This window comes from Dyella sp. AD56 (assembly GCF_002878475.1).
Classification (GTDB): Bacteria; Pseudomonadota; Gammaproteobacteria; order Xanthomonadales; family Rhodanobacteraceae; genus Dyella.
In genome coordinates this window covers 150,421-170,321 of record NZ_NRDP01000015.1, presented here as the reverse complement: position 1 = coordinate 170,321, position 19,901 = coordinate 150,421, and the positions used below count along the sequence as shown (strand labels likewise).

Sequence of the window (19,901 nt, the reverse complement as noted above, 5' to 3'; positions counted from 1 at the left end):
ATGGGTCATTGCCCGTGCCGGATTACGGCGCCCGTGACGGCGAGGCTGGGTGGCCACGCGATATCAGGGCAACAGCTTGCCCGGATTGAGAATGCCATCCGGATCGAAAGCGGCCTTCACGTTGCGCATCAGATGCAGCGTGGAGGGCTGCAAGGCGAGCGGCATGAATTCCTTTTTGACCAGCCCGATGCCGTGCTCGCCCGATAGCGTGCCTTCAAGCGAAATCACCAGCGCGAAGATTTCAGCGAGGCAGGCATGTGACCGCTCGCGTTCCGCATCATCGCGTGGCAGCAGGTTGACGTGCAGGTTGCCGTTGCCGGCATGGCCGAAGCTGACGATCAGCACATCGTGCTTTTTGGCCAGCGACTTGATGCCATCCACGAGTTCCGGCAGATGGCTGACGGGTACCACCACGTCTTCGTTGATCTTGTTCGGCGAGATGGTGCGCTGGGCGGGCGATAGAGCCTTACGCGCGGACCACAGCGCCTGGGTTTCCTCAGCGGTTTCGGCGACGCGCAGTTCTTCCAGTCCATCCCCGCGCGCCGCACGCGATACGGCATCCACGGCGCTCGGTAGCGTTTCCGGTTCACCGTCCACTTCAATCATCAGCATCGCGCCGGCCAGCGGCACGCCATCGCCGCCGTAATCGCGGGCAAGCTTCAGTGCGACATCGTCAATGAATTCTAACGCGCAGGGCGTGACTGGCTGGGCCATGATCCGCGCGACGGCTCGCGCAGCGGCGGATACGTCGCGATAGGTGGCGCGAAGCGTGCGCAACGCGGAGGGCTTGGGCGTGAGCTTGAGCGTGGCTTCCGTGATGAGCGCCAGCGTGCCTTCCGAGCCGATCAGCAGACGCGTGAGGTCGTAACCCGTCGCGCCCTTGCTGGTGTACGTGCCGCAACGGAAGCCGTCGCCGGTGCCGGCCACTGCGCGTAAGCCCAGCGTGTTCTCGCGCGGACTGCCGTACTTCACCGTGCGCGGGCCCGCTGAGTTGCAGGCGAGGTTGCCGCCGATGCTGCACCACGGCGAGGACGACGGATCGGGTGGCCAGAAGAATCCGTGTGGTTTCAACGCCTGCTGCAGGTCACCGTTGAGCACGCCTGGTTCCACCACGGCGAGTCGATTGTCCGGATCGATGCGCAGAATGCGATTCATGCGCTCGAAGCTGGCGACCACACCGCCGTCCACCGGCACCGTGGCGCCCGTTGTGTTGGTGCCACGCCCGCGTCCGATCAACGGTACGCGATGTTCGCGGCACGCGCGCACCAAGGCTTCCGTCTGCTCGTGCGAAGTGGGAAACACCACGGCATCGGGCAGGGCGTTGCGCCGCGAGTTGTCGTAAGCGTAGGCAAGGCGCTCGGCCATGCCCGTGGCCATCGCGTCGCCAGGAAAGTGTTCACTCAGCGTGCTGAGCAGGGCGTCGGGGAGGTTCATAGGGCCAGTATCCCACTCTCCCGCCATGATCGCCGCCTGCCCGTGGGATCAATTCGCTGGCGGTGTCTGTGGCGCCATCATCTTGGCTGGGGGCAGTGCCGGCTCAGCCGGAAGCAGCGCATCGACCCGTTGGCGGATATAGGGGTAGAACGGGTTGGAGCTGACCCGCAGGATGTCGTCCAGGTTGAGTATCAATGCCCCGCGCTCGCCACGCGGTGCGGCCGAGCCCAGGCGGATACCGAAGTCCTCTGACATGTCCGGCTCGGTACCGTACAGCGGATCATTGGACGGGAACGGTAGAGCGATGTGTGAGAGCGAGAAGATGTTGTCCGGATACAGAATGGATAGCGGCACAGTCGTCGCTGTGGTCTGGCCGGCATCGGTCGTACGCGCAACGGTGTGGTCGTCGTTCTCCGCCGCATTGCTGATAACGGTGGTCGTGAAAGCCTGAGGGCCAGACGGCAGCATGCGGCTGAGGGCGGTGAGCGAGCTCGCCTTGAGCAGCGTGTCGAAGCGGTGGTCGCGATTGACGTCGAACAGCACCACCTCGCTGCCGTTGGCTGGCACATGCGCATAAAGCGTGTGCATCACCGCGGAGGCGCTCACCGTATCGTCCACCACGGACTGAAAGGCGAGGATGGGCGGCAGGCGGGAGAGCTGCTTGTCGCGCGCCATGCGCAGCATCTGGCTGCGGATCGCATCGGTAAGCAGATAGGTCTGGCGTGCCGCATTCACCGGGAACGAGTTGTACTTGTACGGGTTGTATTCCGGTAGCAAGTCCAGCCACGCCGCCTTGGCAAATCGCGGCAGCATGGCGGGCAGGCCGGCGAGCCCGGCGAAGCGGGCGAAACTGGTCACGCCGATCATTGGTGACAGCAGCACAAGTCGCGTGGGCATGGTCAGGTCACTGTGCTCGCAAGCATCGAGCGTGTACTTCACCGCGAGCGCACCGCCGTTCGAATAGCCGACCATATGGATAGGCGCATTCGGCCCCACGCGCCGGCGCGCCTCACGCATGGCAAGCCGCGTAGCGGCCAGCCAATCCGGCCAATCCACCTTGGTAAGCGCCGCCGGTACCGTGCCGTGACCCGGCACGCGCAAGCCGATAGCAACAAACCCATGCGCCCGATACAGCTCAGCGATGTCGCGCAGGCTGTACGGCGAGTCGGTCAGACCATGGATAAGCACTACCGCGCCCACCGGTGTCCCCACAGGTTCCAGCACGTACGACCGGTTCCAGTCGTGAGCAAAATGGCCCGGATACATCGGCGCGCCGTCGAAATACCGGTTGGAGACGACACGCTGGGAAGGCTCCAGTTTGTCGGTGACCTGCGTTTTCACCTCATCGAAAGCGCGCTGTTCGGCAGCCAGATAGCCGGGCCAGTCGCTGGCGTCGAGCTGCGAGGGTGACAGTTCGTCGGGGACGAAGGTCTGCCACGGGGCAAGCGGTTCACCCTGCTGCGAATCCCAGGCGCGGATGCCCAGCAGCGAAACGAGGAAGACCAGGACGATGACGGCCGTCCATTTGCCCAGCTTGATCAGTACCCGAACCATGGCTTCCCCGCGAACGATGCCGCCATCGGCGACAGGCGGCAGCAGTCTGCCTCAAAAAGCATGGGAAAACCGTAGAGGAAAACCGATGCCGGCCGTACGCCGCCGGCTCGACATCGATGTTAGGCCTATGGGCTGGCTCAGATAGCCAGCTTGGGAATATCCACCTTGGGCAGCAAGCGCGCGGTGAAGTAGCGATCCTCGTAATAGCGGATCTTGTCGCACAGCACCGGGTGAGGGATGCCTTCGTAGAAGAACACCTCCTTCTCCGGGCCCATGGCCTTCAACTCCTGCGGAAGCATCAGAGCGCGGCGTTCTTCCGACTGGCTGCGCGACTTGTCGTTACGCCCCTTGGTCACGTTCTCCTTGCGCACGGTGGTATAGCCGAGCATCTCGGAGTAATCGTTGGCGTCCTGTTGCTCGCGCGGCGCGTAGACAATCTGCAGTGCGTGGTTGGTGATAAGGGCGCGGGATATGTCCTTGCCGTAGGCGGCATCGAGCTGGGCCATGCTCTGGATGATAGGCAGCAGACGAATGTTGTAACCCGCCATATAAGCCACGGCGGTGGCGATGATCTCCACCTTGCCGATCGAGGTGAACTCGTCCATCAACAGCAAGCACTGGTGCTTCAGCTCAGGGTTGTTCTGCGGCAGCTCTTTGGTATTGAGGTTGATCAGCTGGCTGAAGAACAGGTTCACGATCAGCCTGCTCTCGGCCAGCTTGTTGGGCTGAATGCCGATGTAGATGGTCATCTTCTTCTTGCGCACATCGGTGAGCAGGAAGTCGTCCGTGCTGGTGGCCTCATCCAGCACCGGATTGATCCAGGCGTTCAACGGCTCCTTGAAGGTGCCAAGAATGGAGGCGAAGGTTTCGTTGGCCTGCGAGAGCAGATTAGCGAATGCCGACTGCGCATTGCCGCTGAGGAAGGGCTGCTGCGCCAGATGGCCGTACAGCTGCCGCAAATCGGTGCCGTCGCCGGAAGAGAGTCGGTACACATTGCCCAGCGTTGGCTTGACGCGCAGCGCCTGCGGCAGGCCTTCACGCTCGTCGGCGTCCCATTTTTCGAACAAATAGAGGGTGAAGGCCATGAACGCATTACGCGCCTGACTGACCCAGAACTTCTGGTCGTCCGAGCCATCGGGATAGAGCATGGCCGAGATGCTCATCAGATCCGATACGCGGAAGGCGGGGTCGTTGGACACATAGCTCAACGGATTCCAGCGGTGCGTACGGCGATCTTCGGCGAACGGGTTGAACAGGTAGATTTCGTGGCCCTGGCTGGCTCGCCAGCCGCTGGTCAGCTCGAAGTTCTCCTGCTTGATATCCAGCACCACCGCGGACTCGCGGTACTCCAGCAGGTTGGGAATGACCACACCCACACCCTTACCCGAGCGGGTAGGCGCCGCGAGTATCACGAACTGCTGGCCGCTCAGGCGTACCAGATCACCCTTGTATTTGCCCACCAGGATGCCGTTGTCGGACGCCTTGAGCATGTCCTTCTTGCGCAGGTCGCCGCCATGCGCGAAACGGGCATCGCCATGCATCGCCTGCTTCTTGCGGCGGGACAGTGGATACAGCGATACCAGCCACAACAGCACCGGTATGCCAAAGCCGAGATAGCCCGCCCAGCGGAGGCGACCGATATAGGGCTGCACCTGCGGCAAGTCGAGTGCGCGCACGTAGTTGAGGTAGGTATTCCACGCTAGCGGCTCGTTACCGAGACCCAGGAATTTCAGGGCGAGGAAACCGGAAAGGTACTCGCCAGCGATGATCGCCAGCAGAGCCAGTCCAATGGCAACGTACACTTTGGTCTTGCTCATGCAATCTTCCTGAAGCGTTTCCTGGCGGGTCCGCGCCGGGTTTCGGGGTGGATACGAATGTCGGTCGAACCGTTGGATCGAGGCCTGTCAGGGGCCAGCCATCGGTGCGTTTGGTTGCAGTTGCTGGTTGGGTGCGTTTTGCGCCAGCGCGTGCCCTGCTTGCGGCTGAGCCTGCTGCTGCCATGTCGCACTGCTTCGTTCAATCGGAGTAGCCATGGCCTGTGCCGTATCCACATGCGCAATGCGCTTGAATGGCGACTTGAGGTCACCTTCCACTGCATAGGCACGCGAGGCATCGTCGCTGAGCACCACGTGGTGAATCTGGTTCATGCCGCCCTGACGCGCCGCTACAGTCAATGCCGCCGCAAGATTGTCGCTGCGTTGGTCTGATGAGCGCTGATGCGAAGCGTCGAGTTGCTGGACGGCACCGCGCGCCTGCTGGAAGAGCGCATGGTCGGGATGCGCCGCGTCGTTGAGCATGGATTTCTCCGCGGCCGGCTTGTTGTCAAACCATGAGCCCGGATGGCTCAAGGTATCGAACACTTTCGAGGCCTTCTCGCTTGCGGCTTCCTCTGCAGCGTGCAGCGCCTTGCCTGCGCTCTCGAACGCATGCTCAGCACCCGCGGCGACGTTCCTGGCGGCGTCACCGACCCTATGCGCAGCCGATGTCGCTGCGTGCTCGACGGCAGCCACATCACGTACCACCTCGTTCTTGACGGCAGTACCTGCGCGTTCGGCGGCTTCGACAGCTTCGTGCGCCACATGCGTTGCGGCATGCCAGCCTTCGGTCGCTTTCTCGGCCACGGTGTGGCCCACCGCCTCGCCCGCATCCACGACCGTTTTGGGAATCTCCCAGCCAAGGGACAAGCCCTTGCGCAAGTCGCCCACGTCGTTGCGATAGCGGTCGATCATCTGCTGGTGCTCGCGATACAGCGCCTCACCTTGCGGCCCGACGATCGAGTGGCCAAGCAGCTTGCTGTCCGGCACAAAGTTATCGATGGCGTGAGCGTTGAAGTCGATCGCCTTGAACGGATTGCGCGGGCTCAATAATGTGCTGTCGTCGCGATAGCCAGCCTTGGTCAGCGTGTCGATATCCTGCTGCACGGCATAGGTGCGTACTTCGCCAAAGTGCGGGCTGGCCGCACTCACCACGTCTGTGGCACGCACGTGGTCGATCACTTGATGGCCGCCCTCGGGCACGCCCTGCCACAGCCCGGCAGCACCATAGGCGTTGAAGGTTTCGCCCTTGAGTCCGAACTTGGATGCGTTGATTTCCGCAAGCGTGCCGCCAAGGGAGTGGCCGGTTACCGTCACCGGCATGGGGCCGGTTTCCTTCTCCAGCGCATGCACCTGATCGAGAACGCGCTGGGTGAAGGCGATGGCGTCAGGCGATTGAGCGTTGACGCCAGCGATCACCATGCCCGCATCGGTACCACCGTCTTTCAGTGGCTCGCGATCGAACTCCGTACCGCGGTACGCAATGATGACCTCATGCGTATCCAGGCGCTCATAGGCCGTGGCCTGAAAGCCCGTGCCGGTGTCCGCGTAGTCGAGGGCCTTGTAACTGACACCACCCAGTTCGACGCGCTGCCCTTTGACCGGTGTCTGGTAGGCGTTCTGCGAGAGCAGGGCGTAGTCGGATGTGCTGACCGTCATGGGGTGATCTCCTCAGCGGTCAACGTGGCGGAGAAGGTGCTGGTGGGATCTTTGTAATCCTCACGACGTGCTCGGCCGCTGTCCGTCAGGGAGGGCGCGTCTGGCTTGGTCGAGTCTTCGTAGAAATGTTTGGAGAAGTAAGTGACAACCGGCGTACCGGCCTTGATGTCCTTCAGGAAGATCGACGGGCTGAAATCCATCTTGCCGACTTTCAGCTCAATGCCGGCCGCCACCAGTTCCCACTGGCAAACGCCAAGGCCGTAGTAGTCCTCATCGACAAAGCGATCCGCATACAAGGTGCCCTTGTAGACGTTGTCGCTCACATGCGTGAGCGTCAGGGGAATGTGCTCCTGCGGTACGACCGTGGCGCCACTGATGGGCGTCAGAGGTACGCAACGACCATTGCTGACCTGGTAATCGACCGAGCCAGCCACGCTGTCGAAGGGGCCTGGCGCTCCGTCGATCCTGAGCGTGATGTCGTAACGCTGCTTGGGAGTCGGATTCTGCTTGATGTCAGGCTTTTTCATAGGGCTACCGCAGGCGGAAGAGGTCAGGGCAAGGAACAGGGCAAATGCGATCCCGTTGGACGAGTGTCGCCAGCTCCTTGGTCTAGGGATAGCTATCGACATGGTCGATACCTCCGTGGTGTGCAATGAGCCTTCCAGGTCGGAGCCATTGCGATGATGTTGCATATCATCATTGCTGGTACTCCTCGGCGGTCAGCATCGTGGAGAAGGTATTGCCGGAATCCCCATAGTCTTCCCGACGTGGGTTGCCGCTGTCGTTGAACGGGGGCATCGCGGGATTATGTGCACCAGTATCGACTTGCTTCGACAGGTAGATGAGGACTGAATTGCCGGGTCGAACGTCCTTCACGAAAAATCCTGGACTGAAGTTCATCCTGCCGACTTTCATATCGAAATCTGCGGCCATGATCTCCCAGTGACATACACGAAGCCCGTAGTAATCCTCGTCGACGAAGCGGTCCACATGGAGCTTGGCCTTGTAGACCTTGGTGCCCGCCTTAGTCAGCGGATCTGTATACGGCTGATTGGCGAAGGCCGGCTTTCCGTCAGCGTCGTGAGCTGAAGACGAGGTCGGTTTGGCCGAGCTCAACACTTATTTTATTTGCCAAAAGCAAAAGGACAGACGGCGGTATACAGCCTCGCCGATACCGGGTTGAAGCACTCTTCGTCGGTAACCACGTATGTGCCGGTGGCCGGATCTAAGGGGGCCCAGCAGTCCGGCGGCCAGCCCAGCGTACAGAACAGGAAAGGGTTGTTGTCGTAATACGGAATGACGGTATAGAACGGCGTAGCGATGGCGCTGGTACCTATCGCCATCAAAACAACGGCAAGCAGCGGTTTGAACAGTCGCATATAACGGTCCTTCGTCAGCGGGTGGAGTAAGCATCTAGCCGGTGGTCGTCCCTTCGCTTAAGTAGACGCGAAGGTTCGACCCGGAGGCTTTCAACGTATATGTTCCGCGGTAGGTACGGGCTGTTGGTGCGCTAGCGTGGCGGAGTGTTCTCGCTCCAGGTCTAATGAACTTGGATCGGACGGCTGCAGGCGGTGTAGTAAGTGTGGCAATTGTTCGCGCCGGCGCTTTTGCATGTGCTCATGCCTCTCTGCGACGCTTTCTCGATAGTGGTGTCGGCGGCGGCGTTATACCCAGAATCACTTACCGTGAACGCAACGCAGCCGTTCTCGTAGGGTATTTCTACTTTGCATGCGGCCCCGCCTTTCTGTTTGCAATCAGCCATGGCTGCTCGCTCTGCAGCGCTCTGGCTTAGTTGGTCGATGGCGACGCCAAGCACACCGTGTGGTTCATCCGACGCGATGGCGCCCCATCGCGATTCCCACTTAGGGGGCGGCGGTTGGGGTGCTTGAGATTGCTCCGGAGGTGGCTCATTGCCAGGTAAGCAGGTGCTCACGCCTCCGGCGGTCGAGAGGATATCCCCAGGAGCGCATCCGGCAACTTGTGCGTTCGCGTGCAAGGACATCGCGCCCATGACAAGCATTAGGCACATCAGAGTGAAGGCTTTCATATTTGCGTGCCTCCGGATTTGACGGCGTCTTGGTTGGCTACAGATTGAGCGAGACCGCGAGGCGTTGTGGCGGGGTTGCTGAACCCACCGCTGCCGTGCTGCTGTGTTTGGCTGGTTTGACTGGTGGCAGGAGCCCCACCTCCGGCGTATGCAGGGTTGTATCCGCCGCCGCCACTATAGGCAGAACCGCCCGCTTGCTTGCCGGCGCTCACCTGTGGCGCCGGAATGAAGTTACCCATAGCGCCGTTGAAGAAAGCCGCCGCCATCGGTGGCGTGGTGATGATGATTACCGTCATCAACAGGCCGACACCACCCTGCTGCATGGCAGCGGTATTGAAGCCGGGGTTGCCCAAGCCCGCGAGGCGGGTGATGAGGTCGGCCGACCAGATGGCACCGGCGACGCGATAGGTGAGGTCAAGCACGATGGCGATCATGCCGCTGAGTACGGCCATGGAGAACATGGTGCCGACAGCATAGGTGAGCCATCGCCGGAAGAGGTCTTTGGTCTGATCAAACATCAGGCTGAGTATGAACAATGGACCGAGGCCTACGATAAGCGCGAGCGCCACCTGATACATCAATAGCATGGCGCCCGCAGTCATCGCCGGTGCAGCAATACCCAGGGTGGCGAGCAGCGAGGCGCGCGCTTTGGCGTTGTCGGATACGACATCGCCAATAGGTACCTGCACCATGTCGATGGCGCTGGAGGCGGCGGACACGAGCACGAGATTTTTATCGATCTGCGATGCGGGCGAACTGTCCGATCCGTTGACGATCTGATTGACGGCTTCCGGTAGCTGTTTGTAAAGCAGGTCGTACAGGTCGCCACCGCCGACCGACCAGGCTTTGGCTGCCGCAACGATCAGTGAAACTTTGATCATGTGCGTCACGGTGGTCATCATGGACTCGTGCGACTGCCCCGTGACCATGCGGTAGCCCCGGAAGAAGACCCACAACGTCACCAGGATGAACGCGAAGTTCGCGACCCAGCCGGTGGCGTTGCCCATCATGTCAACGCCGTACTGCTCAACCTTATTGGTGAGGTAGTTGTAGATCAGTGCAAAGTATGCGGAGTCCATGGGCTTTCACGATGTTCAGGTGGGGCCTCGGCGCAACATGATGGAGTGGTTTCCCATCACGTCACGAGCGCTGGCTTTGGATCAGTTGCCGACGGACAGTGCTGCGCCGAAGGTGACGACCTGCATGGCATTGCCGAGCATGGTGCCTTTCATGGCGGTCTGGGCGAGCATGGACTGTCGTTCCTTGAGGGTGGCGATGATCGCGTCGTCCGCCTTGATCTGCTGGTCGACATTGGCCATCTCTACGCTCAGTGCGTTCTGCGACTGGCTGGTCTGGGCCTGTGAAACTTGGCGGCTGCCAGAGGCGAAGGCGTCGAGACTGTTCAGGCCACTGACGAGACTGCTCAGATTGTTGGAGTAGTCATTCATGCGGTTGAGCATCCCGGCCACGATGTTGTACTTGTGGATCTGCCGCATCACGATCTGGTAGCAGATCTGGGTCTGCTGGCCCTTGATATCACTGCTCATGTCCACGCCGAAGACATTGGCGACCATGCTAACGGGATCGGCGCCCGGACATTGGTTCGTTGCCGTGGTCTGCGCATCGGAGTCGCTGATGATGGGCAGACTATTCGAGATGGGCAGCAGATTGAGACCCATGCTGCTGATGGTGTTCTTGATGGTGCTGTAGGTCTGTTCCAGCTGGCTCAGCTGATCGGCCAGGCTGGTGATCTGCGTCGCCTGGTTTGCCGTTACCAAGCCCTGCATGGTGGGGTCGTTCACAATCCACTGGGCATTCGCCGGCATGACCGTGAACCCGCCAACGGAAAGACAAGCCAGAAGCGCCACAATCTTGATTTGTATGCGATGCGTGAGTGGACGAATCATGTCGGATGCCTCTTTGGGTGGCGGGTAAAGTGTTGCGGTTAAAGCTCAATGGGCCGCGCGGCGAAGCGGTGCTTCAGTCTTGGTCTTGCCCTTGCCGCTGCCTTTGCGCTGGTCGTAGAACGTCTGCAGCCATTGTTCCGGGCCCAGGCTGTCGACCGGAGCGCCTGCGGCATCTGCGTGCTCCTTGAGTACGCGATGCATGATGTCGATGTTGTCGGTAGATGCGGAGATCACTGCCAGGGAGTCATCCATACCGCGCAGGTTCAACTGGCAAACAGCCGATGCGTGGCCTTGTTTGACCAGGAAGCACCGCGAACGCTCGTCCAGGCTGACCACCACCTGATACTCCGCCTCGGTCAGCTTCAGCCCCTCCACGTAGTCTTCGCGGCTCGCATTGGGGTTGGGCAGCAGAACCATCGTGGCGGTCTGCTCGATGAGCGAGGCAGCGATGTCGCTGGCCAGTGCGTCTTCCGGGCTTTGCGTGGCGAAGATGCCAAGGCCGTTCTGCTTACGGATGGTCTTCTGCTTGTTCTTGGCGAACTCCTTCAGGCCGCCCTGGCCATCGAGGATCTTCCAGAACTCGTCCATCACATAGATGAGCGGCCGACCGTCGATGAGCTCTTCCAGTCGGTGCAGCAGGTAGTTGATCACCGGTACGCGCACTTCCGGGTTATCGATCACGTCGGTGTAGTCGAAGCCGATGATCGGGGCCTTCTTGAGGTCGATCGTATCCACCGGGTTATCAAACACCCAGCCCAGCGAGTGGCCCGTGGTCCACTTGCGCATGCGGATGAACAAGCCGTCGTCACCCATGTTGGGCAGGCTCTTCTGGAAGTTGGCCATGGTTCGCAGGTGCATCGGCGTATCGAGGATGTTCTCCACCGCGCGGTGGATGTCCTCTTCCTCGCGGGAGCTGTAGATCGTTTTACCGGCCAGAACTTTGATGAGCTCAACCAGGAACTGGACGTTGGCTTCGGTACGCTGGCACTGGAAAGGATTGAAGCCGGTGGGCTGCCCGTTCTCCAGTGCCAGGTAGTTGCCGCCACAAGCGCGCACGAAGATCTCCGCGCCACGATCCTTGTCAAAGAAAAAGATAGTCGGCGTTGGCGAGAGCTTCTGCACTTGGCTGAGCAGGAAGTTGATCAGTGCGGTCTTGCCGGTACCTGACTTGCCGATCACCATCGTATTGGCGATGGCTTTTTCACCCAGCGAGTTCTCGTTGGGATGGGTGGCATGGAAGTTGAAGTAATAGGCCTGGCCGTTGGTGGTCTGCAGCGTAGTAACGCAGTCCCCCCACGGGTTGTTGGCCTTCTTGCCGGTGGCGAAGTTGTGCAGCGGCGAAAGCCCAAGAAAGTTCAGTGAGCTGACGTTGGCCAGACGCGTGCGGTACTTCCAGTTGCCTGGGAACTGCGCATAGAACGCCGAGGTGACAGCTAGATCTTCCTTCACCGAGACGAAACCCGCGTTGGAAAGCTCTGCACGTGTGACCGCTAGCTGCTGCGCCAACAACTCCTGGCTAGTCGCGTAAACGGCCATGGAAAAGTGATATTCGCCGAGAACAAAGTTGCCGGACGCCAACTGGTCCATGGCGTGGTCTAGCTCGATGATCTGGCTCACGGCCTTGTCGCCGGAGGAGATCATCATGCCCTTGGTACGTTCCAGCGCCTTGATCGCATCGTGGCGGCCCATAGGGCTGAACGAGTGGGTGATGACGTACTCGAAGTCCAGGTACTTCAGGCCGTTGAGAATGCCGGGGTAGGTGCCCTCCGGGTATTCCTTGACGTTCAGGATGGCGCCGAAATGGCTGACGCCGCTCGGCGTGGTGATTGCGAAATCGCCACTTTTGGCCGAAAAGCGCAGACGGCTGATCGGGAGATAAGCGGGCACGGGTGCAGATAGCACCGGCACAGGTTCATCCATGCGGTTCAACAGATAACCGAACAGCTCTAATGTTTCGGAGAACACCAAGCCGTTGGACGCTTCGTACATACCGAGGCGGTACGGAGCATAGTCCTTGAGTACAGCCTCCACGTTGCCGGCTAGCTCGTTGACCGTGGCGACCGCGTGAGCTTGCGCGGATTCGAGCTGACCGACATCCGACGTCTTGTCCTTGAAGCGTTTGCCGCCGACTACCGGGCGGTAGATCAGCGTCAGGTACAGCTCGTTCTGCATCAGCTTCTGACTCGACAGTGCATCGTAGTACTGGTCGGACATCTGCTGATTGAATGCTTGCTTGAACTCACTGTGATCACGCAGCCGTCGACGACGTCGTACGTCGTGAACCCAGAAGGCTACGTTAACGAAGTCGGGCGCACGCAGCGTCTGCAGCATGCGATTGAAGGTGTTATGGCGGTGCTCCAGCTCCCACTCATCGCGCCCGACGAAGGGTAAGCCTTCAAGGCGCCACGTCATCAGGTAGTCGCCCTCAACGGTCTTGATCACCGTTGGCGATACATGGGTGGACAGCGGAACGTGTGCGCTGATGGGGGCGTCTGGGGTAAACATGAGGGGAGCTGCCGGTCAAGGGTAAGGGTGAGGTCTTCGACGGAGCAAAACAAAACGTGGAGTAGAGGCATGGGCTGCTATCTGGCTTGCCGCCCATGCCTTACGCCATTACTTCTTCCTGTCGCGCGAATCGCGGTAGCTGTTGGGAGTGAACGCCCACATGCCGTCATGCAGCTGCAGATTCCGTACGCGTGTGCGGAACTGAAGACGCAGGCCAAGCAAGCGGAAGATCAACTCGTCTCGCTTGGCCATCTGGCGCATCACCATGATGGCTGGCGGTATCAGCAACAGAAAGTAAAGATTGAAGTACATGCCAAGCAGCAGCCCGCCGCCCGCGACCAGAAAAAAGGGCACGTAAGGTACGCCCATGAACATGGGCGGGCGGGTGCAGCCGCGAAACAGCACGTTCTTATGCATAGTGCTGCAGAAACTGCACGGCCGAATGCACGTGATCCAGCAGCATGGTGGTGTTGTTGGAGGTGCCGCCGCAGGTGGTGCTGGCGCTGGAGCTGCCGCCGATGACCATCTTGGCGATCTGCGCGGCAGCGCCGATGAGCACGCCGCCGATGAGTGCCGGCGCCACCTCGGTGATGCGCTTATGCGCAAAGGCGATCTGATAGCCGGAGAAAATGATGGCGATCGTCACGATGGCAAACGATGCGACGTTTAGCAGCGTGTTGACGGTACCGAGAACGCCGCAGAGGTTGGATTGCGCATCATCGGCGAACGCCATGCCCGGAAGGATGATGGCAGCCGTCATGGTCAAGATGACGGCGCGATCCAGCATGCGCTTGCGCTGGGCGGTGGTATTGATGAAGGGTTTGATTGCCATGGGTGTCTTTCCTTGTCGATCGATTGAGAGTGGTTGGAAGTGGGCACCGCGACGCGTCTCGCTGCACGTCCGTAGCATTGGCCCTGCCGGGACTCGACCATTCCGCGACAGCGGAACTATCGGTGCTTGGTATCCGAAGGAAGTCGCGGCGTCTTGCGAGTCATGACGTCGCGGGCTTTCCGTCGGTGTATGTCAGATTTCAAAACACGAAGGCGTCGTCATGCCCTCCCAGTCGAAGATCTGCGCGATCGACTCCCGGCTGTGATGCCGCTGTTTCCTGCTTAGGGGCTGCCACAGGATCGTTGGGGCCACGCACTTGCGGTTCGAAGATGTCGTTATTCGACGGTGAGGCGGGTATTGCCGGATCAGGGGCCGGCAGATGCGTGCCGGCCACCGCGGCGGCCTGGATATCCAGCGCCGAAGGCTGTGATCCCGAAGCTGCCGGTTCAACCTCGGCTGCATTTGCTGGTAGATGGGTACCCGCAACGGCCGCGGCCTGGATATCCAGGGCGGAAGGTGGCGTATTGGTAGGCGACTCCCTGCTGGGTATCGCCTGCGCTTCCGGCATCAGGTTCTGCGCGATCTTCGCCACGGCAGCGGCGCCGGCATTGTCGATGACCGAACTGCGCATGCGGACCAAGTACTCGGACGCGGTCATGGGTTGGGTACGCGTGGTTTGCGCGAGTTGGATAGGAGTGGCGCGCGCCTGTCCGGATATCGCGGACGACGAGCGATTCATCGAGTCAAACACCTTCTGCACGTAGCCGTCTTCGTAGCCCTTGGCGAAGTTGCCCGAGTAGTAGCAACTGAAGGCTTTGCCCCAATCGCCGCCTGCCTGTGCGTAACACTGGGCCAGGATCTGGGTGCCTGCCACCAGGTTAGGGCACACATCGAAGGCTTTCTCGTACGAATCGAGGCCGAACTTTGCAAAGTTGGTGCGATTGACCTGAGCGATGCCCAACGAGTAGTTGTAACCCTGGCTTTCCAGCATGCGTGCCGTGGCTACAGCTTCGTCAAGGTTTTGTGGCTGTCGCTCGAGGTGCGCGCCGACCACTCCGATAGCGAACGGGTTGCTGCCGGATTCCACGTTGACCACGTGCTGCATGACCTGTGCCGGAACGGCGAGTTCATGACAGCTGGCGATGTTGGCGATGGGCATCATCCGTGTCTCCCTTATCCGTGGTTGCCTTCGGCCTGGCGGCCAGGGTTGAAGTCGATACCGGTGATGTAGCGACGGCCGGCATGTGCCTTGATATGCACCACGATGTCGATGGTCATCATCAGCAAGCGTTTGATCGTGGAGAACTCGAGCCCCGAGCCTTCATTGGACGCTTTCACCATCAGCGCCAGCTGGTCCCAGGTCTGCTCCGTGCTGCCGGCATGGCAACTGGTGATGGAACCCGGGTGGCCTGAAGCGCAGTTGCGGATGAAGTAGAACGACTCATCGCCACGCAGCTCCGCGAGGATGATGCGGTCGGGCTTCATGCGAAGGCAGGCTTCCATGCAGCTCTTGGCCGTGACATTGCTGGCACTCTGGCCGCCCTTGGAATAGAGCAGGTGTACGACGTTGGGCTGATCAATGAACAGCTCACGAGCATCCTCGATGGTGACGAGGCGCTCATTGGCCGGGATGTGGTGCACCAGCGACTTCATGAAGGTCGTCTTGCCGCTGCCGGTGGCACCGGAGACGACGATGTTCTTCTTGTTGAGCACCGCTTGGCGGAAGAAATCCGCGTAGCGACGCTGGGAGCGCAATTGCAGTAGCTCGCGATCCTGTTCGCTGATGCCGTGGGTGTCTTCAAGAATCTCGTTGAAGAAGCCGTCGTCCTGGTACTGCGCCAGTGTCTTGGTCTGCTTGGAGGGCAAGCGAATGGTGATGGAAATGCTGCCTGCCTCCACCGCCGGTGGGATAACAAATTGCGCGCGTTGCCCTGTGGGAAAAGTCAGGGACACCACCGGGTCGACATCGGTGATGCGCTGGCCGGTGTTGCTCTCATTGACCACGGCTGTGCAGAACTGGCGGGCACGATCGAAGGTCAGCGAGGGCATCTCCACCTTTTGCCACTGGCCGCCAGCTTCCAGATACAGCTCTCCCGGCCGATTGACGCAAATCTCCGTGACCTCGGACGAGGCCATGAATTCCTGGATGCCCAGCACGGAGTACTGGTACTCCAGGAATTCGTTCGGAATGTTGGCGAGGGTTTCGTCGGCCATGGTCGTTGGGCGGGATCGATTAGTAGCGGGCGAGCACGCCGGTGAAATCCACGTCTTTGGCGACGTAGATGGTCACAACGGTGCCTTGGTTGATGGTGACGGTCGCGGGGCGATTGGCGGACCGGCGAACGGCCTGGTTTGCAAGATCCTGGACGGTCTGCGCGGTGTTGCTTTCGAACGGCTCCTGGACCACGACGCCGTTGGCGGCAACGGAATTGGTCTTGGGGCCATGTTCGGCCGCCTCGTACTTGAACGCGTCGCTGAGCATGCTGATCAGCAGTGCGGAACTGATGCGACTGGCCCAGTGCGCGTTGTAGTAGCCCGGATGGCCTGCGCCGCCCAGGTTGTCCACGCCAGGGCTGGCCATGTTTACGTCGATGCCGGTCGGAGTGACGATGCGATCCCAGATGACTGCAACGCGGGGGCCGTTGGGCTCTTGGCTATAGCTTCCCAGCACCTTCGAGCCCTTGGGGAGCAAGAGATGCTTGCCGTTGAACGAGTACACGGGCTCAGTGACGATGCAGGAAGTGAAACCCGGGATATCGGTGATGATGTGGGTTTCCAGCACGCAACGGATGTAGGTGCCCCGCAGCATGAGGCTGTCCGGGTGCGTCAGCGGTTGCGCGTTTGACACATCGGGGAGTGCTTTGGCGCCATACGCCGAGTTGCCGGGCATGCGGAAACGATTGGTGCCGTCATCGCCGCCAGGCATACCTGGGATGCCTGGCATCCCAGGCGGGAACGGCCCACCGTTGCCGCCTTGGGGCAAGGCCTGTCCACTGCCGTCCACTGAACTGACGCCCGAGGCACGCTCTGCAGCGGCAATGCGACGTTCGAGCAGCGTCGGCTCATGCGGACCGACGGGGCCTGCGGGCCTGCTGTTTTGCGGCAGCGGGGGCGCTAAGGCAATGGGCTGCTGTACAACTTGTTGTGGCTGAGCGGGGGCGAGCGGCAGGGGCGGAGCCTTAGGGGCCTCTGGTACGCGGACCGTCTCCTCTTTCTGCGCTTGGGGCTTAGCGTTCTTCTGGGAATTGCCTGCGAAGAACATCCATGCCCCGGCGAATACGAGCAGCCCCGCCAGTGCGGCGAGCATGCCCATCGCGCTGCGGTTCATGCTGCGCAGCTCATTGGATTTCAGCTGCGGCGCGCCTGCATCAAGGTCAGGCGAGGATTGCTGCTGGTGATGGGCAGCATAGGGATTCGCGTTACCACTCGGCTCACGTGGTGGCACGCCCTGGCCAGAGCCGCCGTTGCCCTGCTGTTCTTCTTCGTAGTGGTTCATTTGGCGGTGTTCCTGCGCAAACCAACGACGTTGTCGCCGTGACGAATGACCAAGAAGGGATACGTCCCGTGGACAACGATGGTGTTGCCCTCCACGGTCGTATTGACGACGGAATCTTCGCCGTGCGCGGTCTCACGCATATAGACGGAAGGGAAGTTTCCGGTAGGAAACTGCTTCATGTCGCTCATCTTGATGTAGGTGAACTGGCCGTCGTCATACACATTGACGGGCACCAGCCACGGCGCCGCCTTCGAGCGTGTCGCATAGTCATAGTTGAAGTTGTAGTAGCGCCCTTTCACCAGGGATGTATTCAACTCCGGCGTCTGCGAGGCCTTGATCGCTTCGTTCGAGAACGAGGTGTCGCCGGGGTAGGCGAACGTGATCTTGTATTGCACGCCTTTCGTGCGCGCCTGATCCAGCGTGTGCCAGTCCGTGGCGACCACTTTGAGCTCGAAGATGTACGAGTGGGTGGCCGTGCGTATCATCAGATTCGTATCCACATCGACGTTCTTCGGCTTGATGTAGAACACGTTGTCACGACGGTTCAGCTCCCATCCGCTGCTGAAGCCGGTGCTGTAGTCGAGGATCTTTTCGTTGGGGCTGAGCTCGATCTGCGTGGTAATGCCAAGGCCAGTGCGGACCTGATACACGCGATCAGCCTGATAGTCGTATTGCTGCACTGCCTGCGCGTGGACGTTGCGAGGCGTAGTGACTGCCGCGAGGCAAAGCGCGGTAGCCAGGGCGAATTGACTCAGTCGGTTCATCACCCACGCCCTCCGTTAGGGTTGGTCCGGGGGCTGGTGGCAGGTGTTTGACGTGGCGCAGACGGTTCCTGGTTGCTTTCAGGAATCGTCGGTGGCGGAGGGATCACGCCGGGCTGCAGTGCTTCACCCACACTGGAACTACTGGCGGGTGCACCGGTGCCGGGCTGGTGGGCAGCACTTTCATCGCCAGTGGCAGGCACTTCGTCGGGTGGCGCGGTCGCATAATCGCTGTCGACGCGATACTCAGTCACCTGGAACCCGAGAGGGTTTTCGATGCGGTACTGCTCGTCCATCCGCAAGTTGGTCTTGTAGGTGAAGGAGATCGTCGCGATCTTGCTGTCCAGCGGTACGGTGGCACCCGTCTGCTTGTCGTACACGCTGCGCTGGAAACGTACCGTGGCGCCCTTCGGGGGCGTGTCGGGGCCGCCGCCCAGTAGCACGATGCTGAGAATCTTCACGCGAACGGCGCGATTCCTTCCGTAGATCTTGGATGGGCTGGCTTCGTTGCGTGGCGAATACAGCTCGGTATACGCGGACGCGACGCTGGACGCCGACATAGTTTGTACGGTTGCCCAGTCGCGCAGGTTGATCATCGCCGAGTCATACGATTCGCGCGCGAGAACGAAGTGCGCGATGTTGCTGCGATTGATCGCCTCGCTCGTCGTGATGCGCTTGTTGTTGAAGTCGTCGGTGAGGCGCGCGACGGTGCTCGTGCCGGTGTAGGCATCAGCCATCACCACGAACGGCACCTTCTCTTTCAGCGGCAGCATGTAGAAATAGCCGCCGGCCAGGATCAGCGACATGCCGATGGCCGAGAACGCGACCCACCACGCGCGACGTTCGCTGCGCCTGGCGAGATCCGCCACGGTGATCTCGAAGTTGACCGACTTGGCTACGGCCTCATCGATCTTGGTGGAAGTCTTTTTCTTTAACATCTGCGAAAGCCCTGCGCGGTCATCTCAACGGTTCCCTGGTCGACGTTACTTGGCCTGTGCAGGCATGGTGTTCTGAGGAGGGGCAGTGCCTTGCTGGCTCTCGCTCGTGGGTGCTGCGGCGCCACCGCCCGCAGCGCTTGCAGCGCTTACGCGTATCTCATGGCCGTCCGTAGTGACCGACACGCCCTGAGCCGCATAGATGGACGAAAGCTCGGACGCAGCCGAATAGACGTCCGTGGTGTGGATCTGCGTGACCGCCTTGTACAAGGTGTAGTCCGACTGCAGCTGATAGGAGAACTGCAGGCCGGCGTCCTTGGTCCAGCGCCTGAGCATGGTGCGAAGCGTTTCGTCCATCGGCGCGGCGTAATAGGTATAGGCCTGGTTGAGCGGGATTTCCGAAGGGGTGTCCTGGAAATGGTTCACTGGTTTCCACGAGCCGCGGAAGTCCTTGGCCGGTGGTGTGCCGCAAGCAGCGAGGCTCGCCGCGGCCAGCAGCACACAGCACGAGAGGGCACGCTTGGAGAGTTCCTTTTTCACGACGTACTCGCAGACTGGATAGAGAGGGTGGTTACGTTGGAGAACTTCAGTGGCCCGGTGTTTCGATCACGCACATCGGCACGCGCCAGCCTTAGGGGTGGCGTTGGAAAGCGACGGATTCAGTGTTGAGGCTGTATGAGTTGCGAGAAAACACGTGCCACGTGAGCACGCATGCGATCAGCGCCAGCCGGCGAGCGCATGGGGTTTGACGCAACAGCGGGCAGCAAGCGTGTCCGCAAGATGATGACCGTAGATTCCATTCCGAGCTCCCTGTTCCTTGGTCCAGCGACGCTGTGGGCGTTCTGGAATTCCCGCCGGTGCCCGCGATATCGCCGCGTGGCAGCGGTAGGCACCTTATTTAGTAGATCGCACAGATTCTTCTCATGACTACCGTCAGCACCGAAAAATGTGACGGAG

Annotated in this window: 18 protein-coding genes; all 18 read right to left on the bottom strand. The window is 60.6% G+C overall.

What is annotated here, in order from left to right:
* Positions 1-63: 63 nt before the first annotated feature.
* The 18 genes from DyAD56_RS11750 to DyAD56_RS11660 all read right to left on the bottom strand — a co-directional run bounded on the left by DyAD56_RS11750 (position 64) and on the right by DyAD56_RS11660 (position 19,484).
* Positions 64-1,434 carry an FAD-linked oxidase C-terminal domain-containing protein gene (locus DyAD56_RS11750; RefSeq protein ID WP_102302951.1) on the bottom strand — a complete coding sequence of 457 codons (1,371 nt, stop codon included), beginning with the start codon at positions 1,432-1,434 and terminating at the stop codon, positions 64-66.
* A gap of 48 nt (positions 1,435-1,482) precedes the next feature.
* The gene (locus DyAD56_RS11745; RefSeq protein ID WP_102302950.1) at positions 1,483-2,988 is read right to left on the bottom strand and encodes an alpha/beta hydrolase; all 1,506 of its coding nucleotides are present in this window, start codon (positions 2,986-2,988) and stop codon (positions 1,483-1,485) included.
* A 137-nt stretch (positions 2,989-3,125) separates the two neighbouring features.
* Positions 3,126-4,805 (bottom strand): type IV secretory system conjugative DNA transfer family protein, encoded by a 1,680-nt coding sequence (locus DyAD56_RS11740; protein ID WP_102302949.1) that lies wholly within the window; start codon positions 4,803-4,805, stop codon positions 3,126-3,128.
* Positions 4,806-4,892: 87 nt separating this feature from the next.
* Complete coding sequence (locus DyAD56_RS11735) at positions 4,893-6,461, bottom strand: XVIPCD domain-containing protein (RefSeq protein WP_102302948.1); 1,569 nt, start codon at positions 6,459-6,461, stop codon at positions 4,893-4,895.
* Positions 6,458-6,988, bottom strand: coding sequence for a hypothetical protein (locus DyAD56_RS11730; RefSeq protein ID WP_102302947.1), 531 nt, complete (start codon positions 6,986-6,988; stop codon positions 6,458-6,460). Before DyAD56_RS11730 ends, DyAD56_RS11735 begins: the two co-directional genes overlap by 4 nt.
* 169 nt (positions 6,989-7,157) lie before the next feature.
* A complete protein-coding gene (locus tag DyAD56_RS11725) occupies positions 7,158-7,577 on the bottom strand; it encodes a hypothetical protein (RefSeq protein WP_146010489.1) in 420 nt (139 codons plus the stop codon).
* A gap of 8 nt (positions 7,578-7,585) precedes the next feature.
* The gene (locus tag DyAD56_RS11720; RefSeq protein ID WP_102302945.1) at positions 7,586-7,840 is read right to left on the bottom strand and encodes a hypothetical protein; all 255 of its coding nucleotides are present in this window, start codon (positions 7,838-7,840) and stop codon (positions 7,586-7,588) included.
* 664 nt (positions 7,841-8,504) lie between these two features.
* Complete coding sequence (locus DyAD56_RS11710) at positions 8,505-9,587, bottom strand: type IV secretion system protein (RefSeq protein WP_102302943.1); 1,083 nt, start codon at positions 9,585-9,587, stop codon at positions 8,505-8,507.
* 81 nt (positions 9,588-9,668) lie between these two features.
* Complete coding sequence (locus DyAD56_RS11705; protein ID WP_102302942.1) at positions 9,669-10,415, bottom strand: hypothetical protein; 747 nt, start codon at positions 10,413-10,415, stop codon at positions 9,669-9,671.
* A 45-nt stretch (positions 10,416-10,460) separates the two neighbouring features.
* A complete protein-coding gene (locus DyAD56_RS11700; RefSeq protein ID WP_102302941.1) occupies positions 10,461-12,920 on the bottom strand; it encodes a VirB4 family type IV secretion/conjugal transfer ATPase in 2,460 nt (819 codons plus the stop codon).
* 108 nt (positions 12,921-13,028) lie between these two features.
* Positions 13,029-13,337 (bottom strand): VirB3 family type IV secretion system protein, encoded by a 309-nt coding sequence (locus DyAD56_RS11695; protein ID WP_102302940.1) that lies wholly within the window; start codon positions 13,335-13,337, stop codon positions 13,029-13,031.
* Positions 13,330-13,752, bottom strand: coding sequence for a TrbC/VirB2 family protein (locus DyAD56_RS11690; RefSeq protein ID WP_102302939.1), 423 nt, complete (start codon positions 13,750-13,752; stop codon positions 13,330-13,332). Before DyAD56_RS11690 ends, DyAD56_RS11695 begins: the two co-directional genes overlap by 8 nt.
* 199 nt (positions 13,753-13,951) lie before the next feature.
* Complete coding sequence (locus DyAD56_RS24505) at positions 13,952-14,914, bottom strand: lytic transglycosylase domain-containing protein (protein ID WP_102302938.1); 963 nt, start codon at positions 14,912-14,914, stop codon at positions 13,952-13,954.
* An 11-nt stretch (positions 14,915-14,925) separates the two neighbouring features.
* A complete protein-coding gene (gene virB11 / locus DyAD56_RS11680; RefSeq protein ID WP_102302937.1) occupies positions 14,926-15,966 on the bottom strand; it encodes a P-type DNA transfer ATPase VirB11 in 1,041 nt (346 codons plus the stop codon).
* A 19-nt stretch (positions 15,967-15,985) separates the two neighbouring features.
* Entirely contained in the window at positions 15,986-17,248 is a 1,263-nt protein-coding gene (locus DyAD56_RS11675; protein WP_102302936.1) for a TrbI/VirB10 family protein, read from the bottom strand.
* Positions 17,245-18,012, bottom strand: coding sequence for a TrbG/VirB9 family P-type conjugative transfer protein (locus tag DyAD56_RS11670; RefSeq protein WP_102302935.1), 768 nt, complete (start codon positions 18,010-18,012; stop codon positions 17,245-17,247). The genes DyAD56_RS11675 and DyAD56_RS11670 overlap by 4 nt, the downstream gene beginning before the upstream one ends.
* Positions 18,012-18,947 (bottom strand): type IV secretion system protein, encoded by a 936-nt coding sequence (locus DyAD56_RS11665; protein WP_102302934.1) that lies wholly within the window; start codon positions 18,945-18,947, stop codon positions 18,012-18,014. The genes DyAD56_RS11670 and DyAD56_RS11665 overlap by 1 nt, the downstream gene beginning before the upstream one ends.
* A 45-nt stretch (positions 18,948-18,992) precedes the next feature.
* Positions 18,993-19,484: a TcpQ domain-containing protein gene (locus tag DyAD56_RS11660; RefSeq protein ID WP_146010488.1), complete on the bottom strand. Its 492-nt coding sequence runs from the start codon at positions 19,482-19,484 to the stop codon at positions 18,993-18,995.
* Positions 19,485-19,901: the final 417 nt, after the last annotated feature.

Coding starts and splice junctions, on each gene's coding strand:
- DyAD56_RS11705 (WP_102302942.1), bottom strand. CDS start 10,415: ATGATTCGTCCACTCACGCATCGCATACAAATCAAGATTGTGGCGCTT.
- DyAD56_RS11740 (WP_102302949.1), bottom strand. CDS start 4,805: ATGAGCAAGACCAAAGTGTACGTTGCCATTGGACTGGCTCTGCTGGCG.
- DyAD56_RS11735 (WP_102302948.1), bottom strand. CDS start 6,461: ATGACGGTCAGCACATCCGACTACGCCCTGCTCTCGCAGAACGCCTAC.
- DyAD56_RS11730 (WP_102302947.1), bottom strand. CDS start 6,988: ATGAAAAAGCCTGACATCAAGCAGAATCCGACTCCCAAGCAGCGTTAC.
- DyAD56_RS11690 (WP_102302939.1), bottom strand. CDS start 13,752: ATGGCAATCAAACCCTTCATCAATACCACCGCCCAGCGCAAGCGCATG.
- DyAD56_RS11670 (WP_102302935.1), bottom strand. CDS start 18,012: ATGAACCGACTGAGTCAATTCGCCCTGGCTACCGCGCTTTGCCTCGCG.
- DyAD56_RS11700 (WP_102302941.1), bottom strand. CDS start 12,920: ATGTTTACCCCAGACGCCCCCATCAGCGCACACGTTCCGCTGTCCACC.
- DyAD56_RS11710 (WP_102302943.1), bottom strand. CDS start 9,587: ATGGACTCCGCATACTTTGCACTGATCTACAACTACCTCACCAATAAG.
- DyAD56_RS24505 (WP_102302938.1), bottom strand. CDS start 14,914: ATGATGCCCATCGCCAACATCGCCAGCTGTCATGAACTCGCCGTTCCG.
- DyAD56_RS11665 (WP_102302934.1), bottom strand. CDS start 18,947: ATGTTAAAGAAAAAGACTTCCACCAAGATCGATGAGGCCGTAGCCAAG.
- DyAD56_RS11675 (WP_102302936.1), bottom strand. CDS start 17,248: ATGAACCACTACGAAGAAGAACAGCAGGGCAACGGCGGCTCTGGCCAG.
- virB11 (WP_102302937.1), bottom strand. CDS start 15,966: ATGGCCGACGAAACCCTCGCCAACATTCCGAACGAATTCCTGGAGTAC.
- DyAD56_RS11695 (WP_102302940.1), bottom strand. CDS start 13,337: ATGCATAAGAACGTGCTGTTTCGCGGCTGCACCCGCCCGCCCATGTTC.
- DyAD56_RS11745 (WP_102302950.1), bottom strand. CDS start 2,988: ATGGTTCGGGTACTGATCAAGCTGGGCAAATGGACGGCCGTCATCGTC.
- DyAD56_RS11720 (WP_102302945.1), bottom strand. CDS start 7,840: ATGCGACTGTTCAAACCGCTGCTTGCCGTTGTTTTGATGGCGATAGGT.
- DyAD56_RS11750 (WP_102302951.1), bottom strand. CDS start 1,434: ATGAACCTCCCCGACGCCCTGCTCAGCACGCTGAGTGAACACTTTCCT.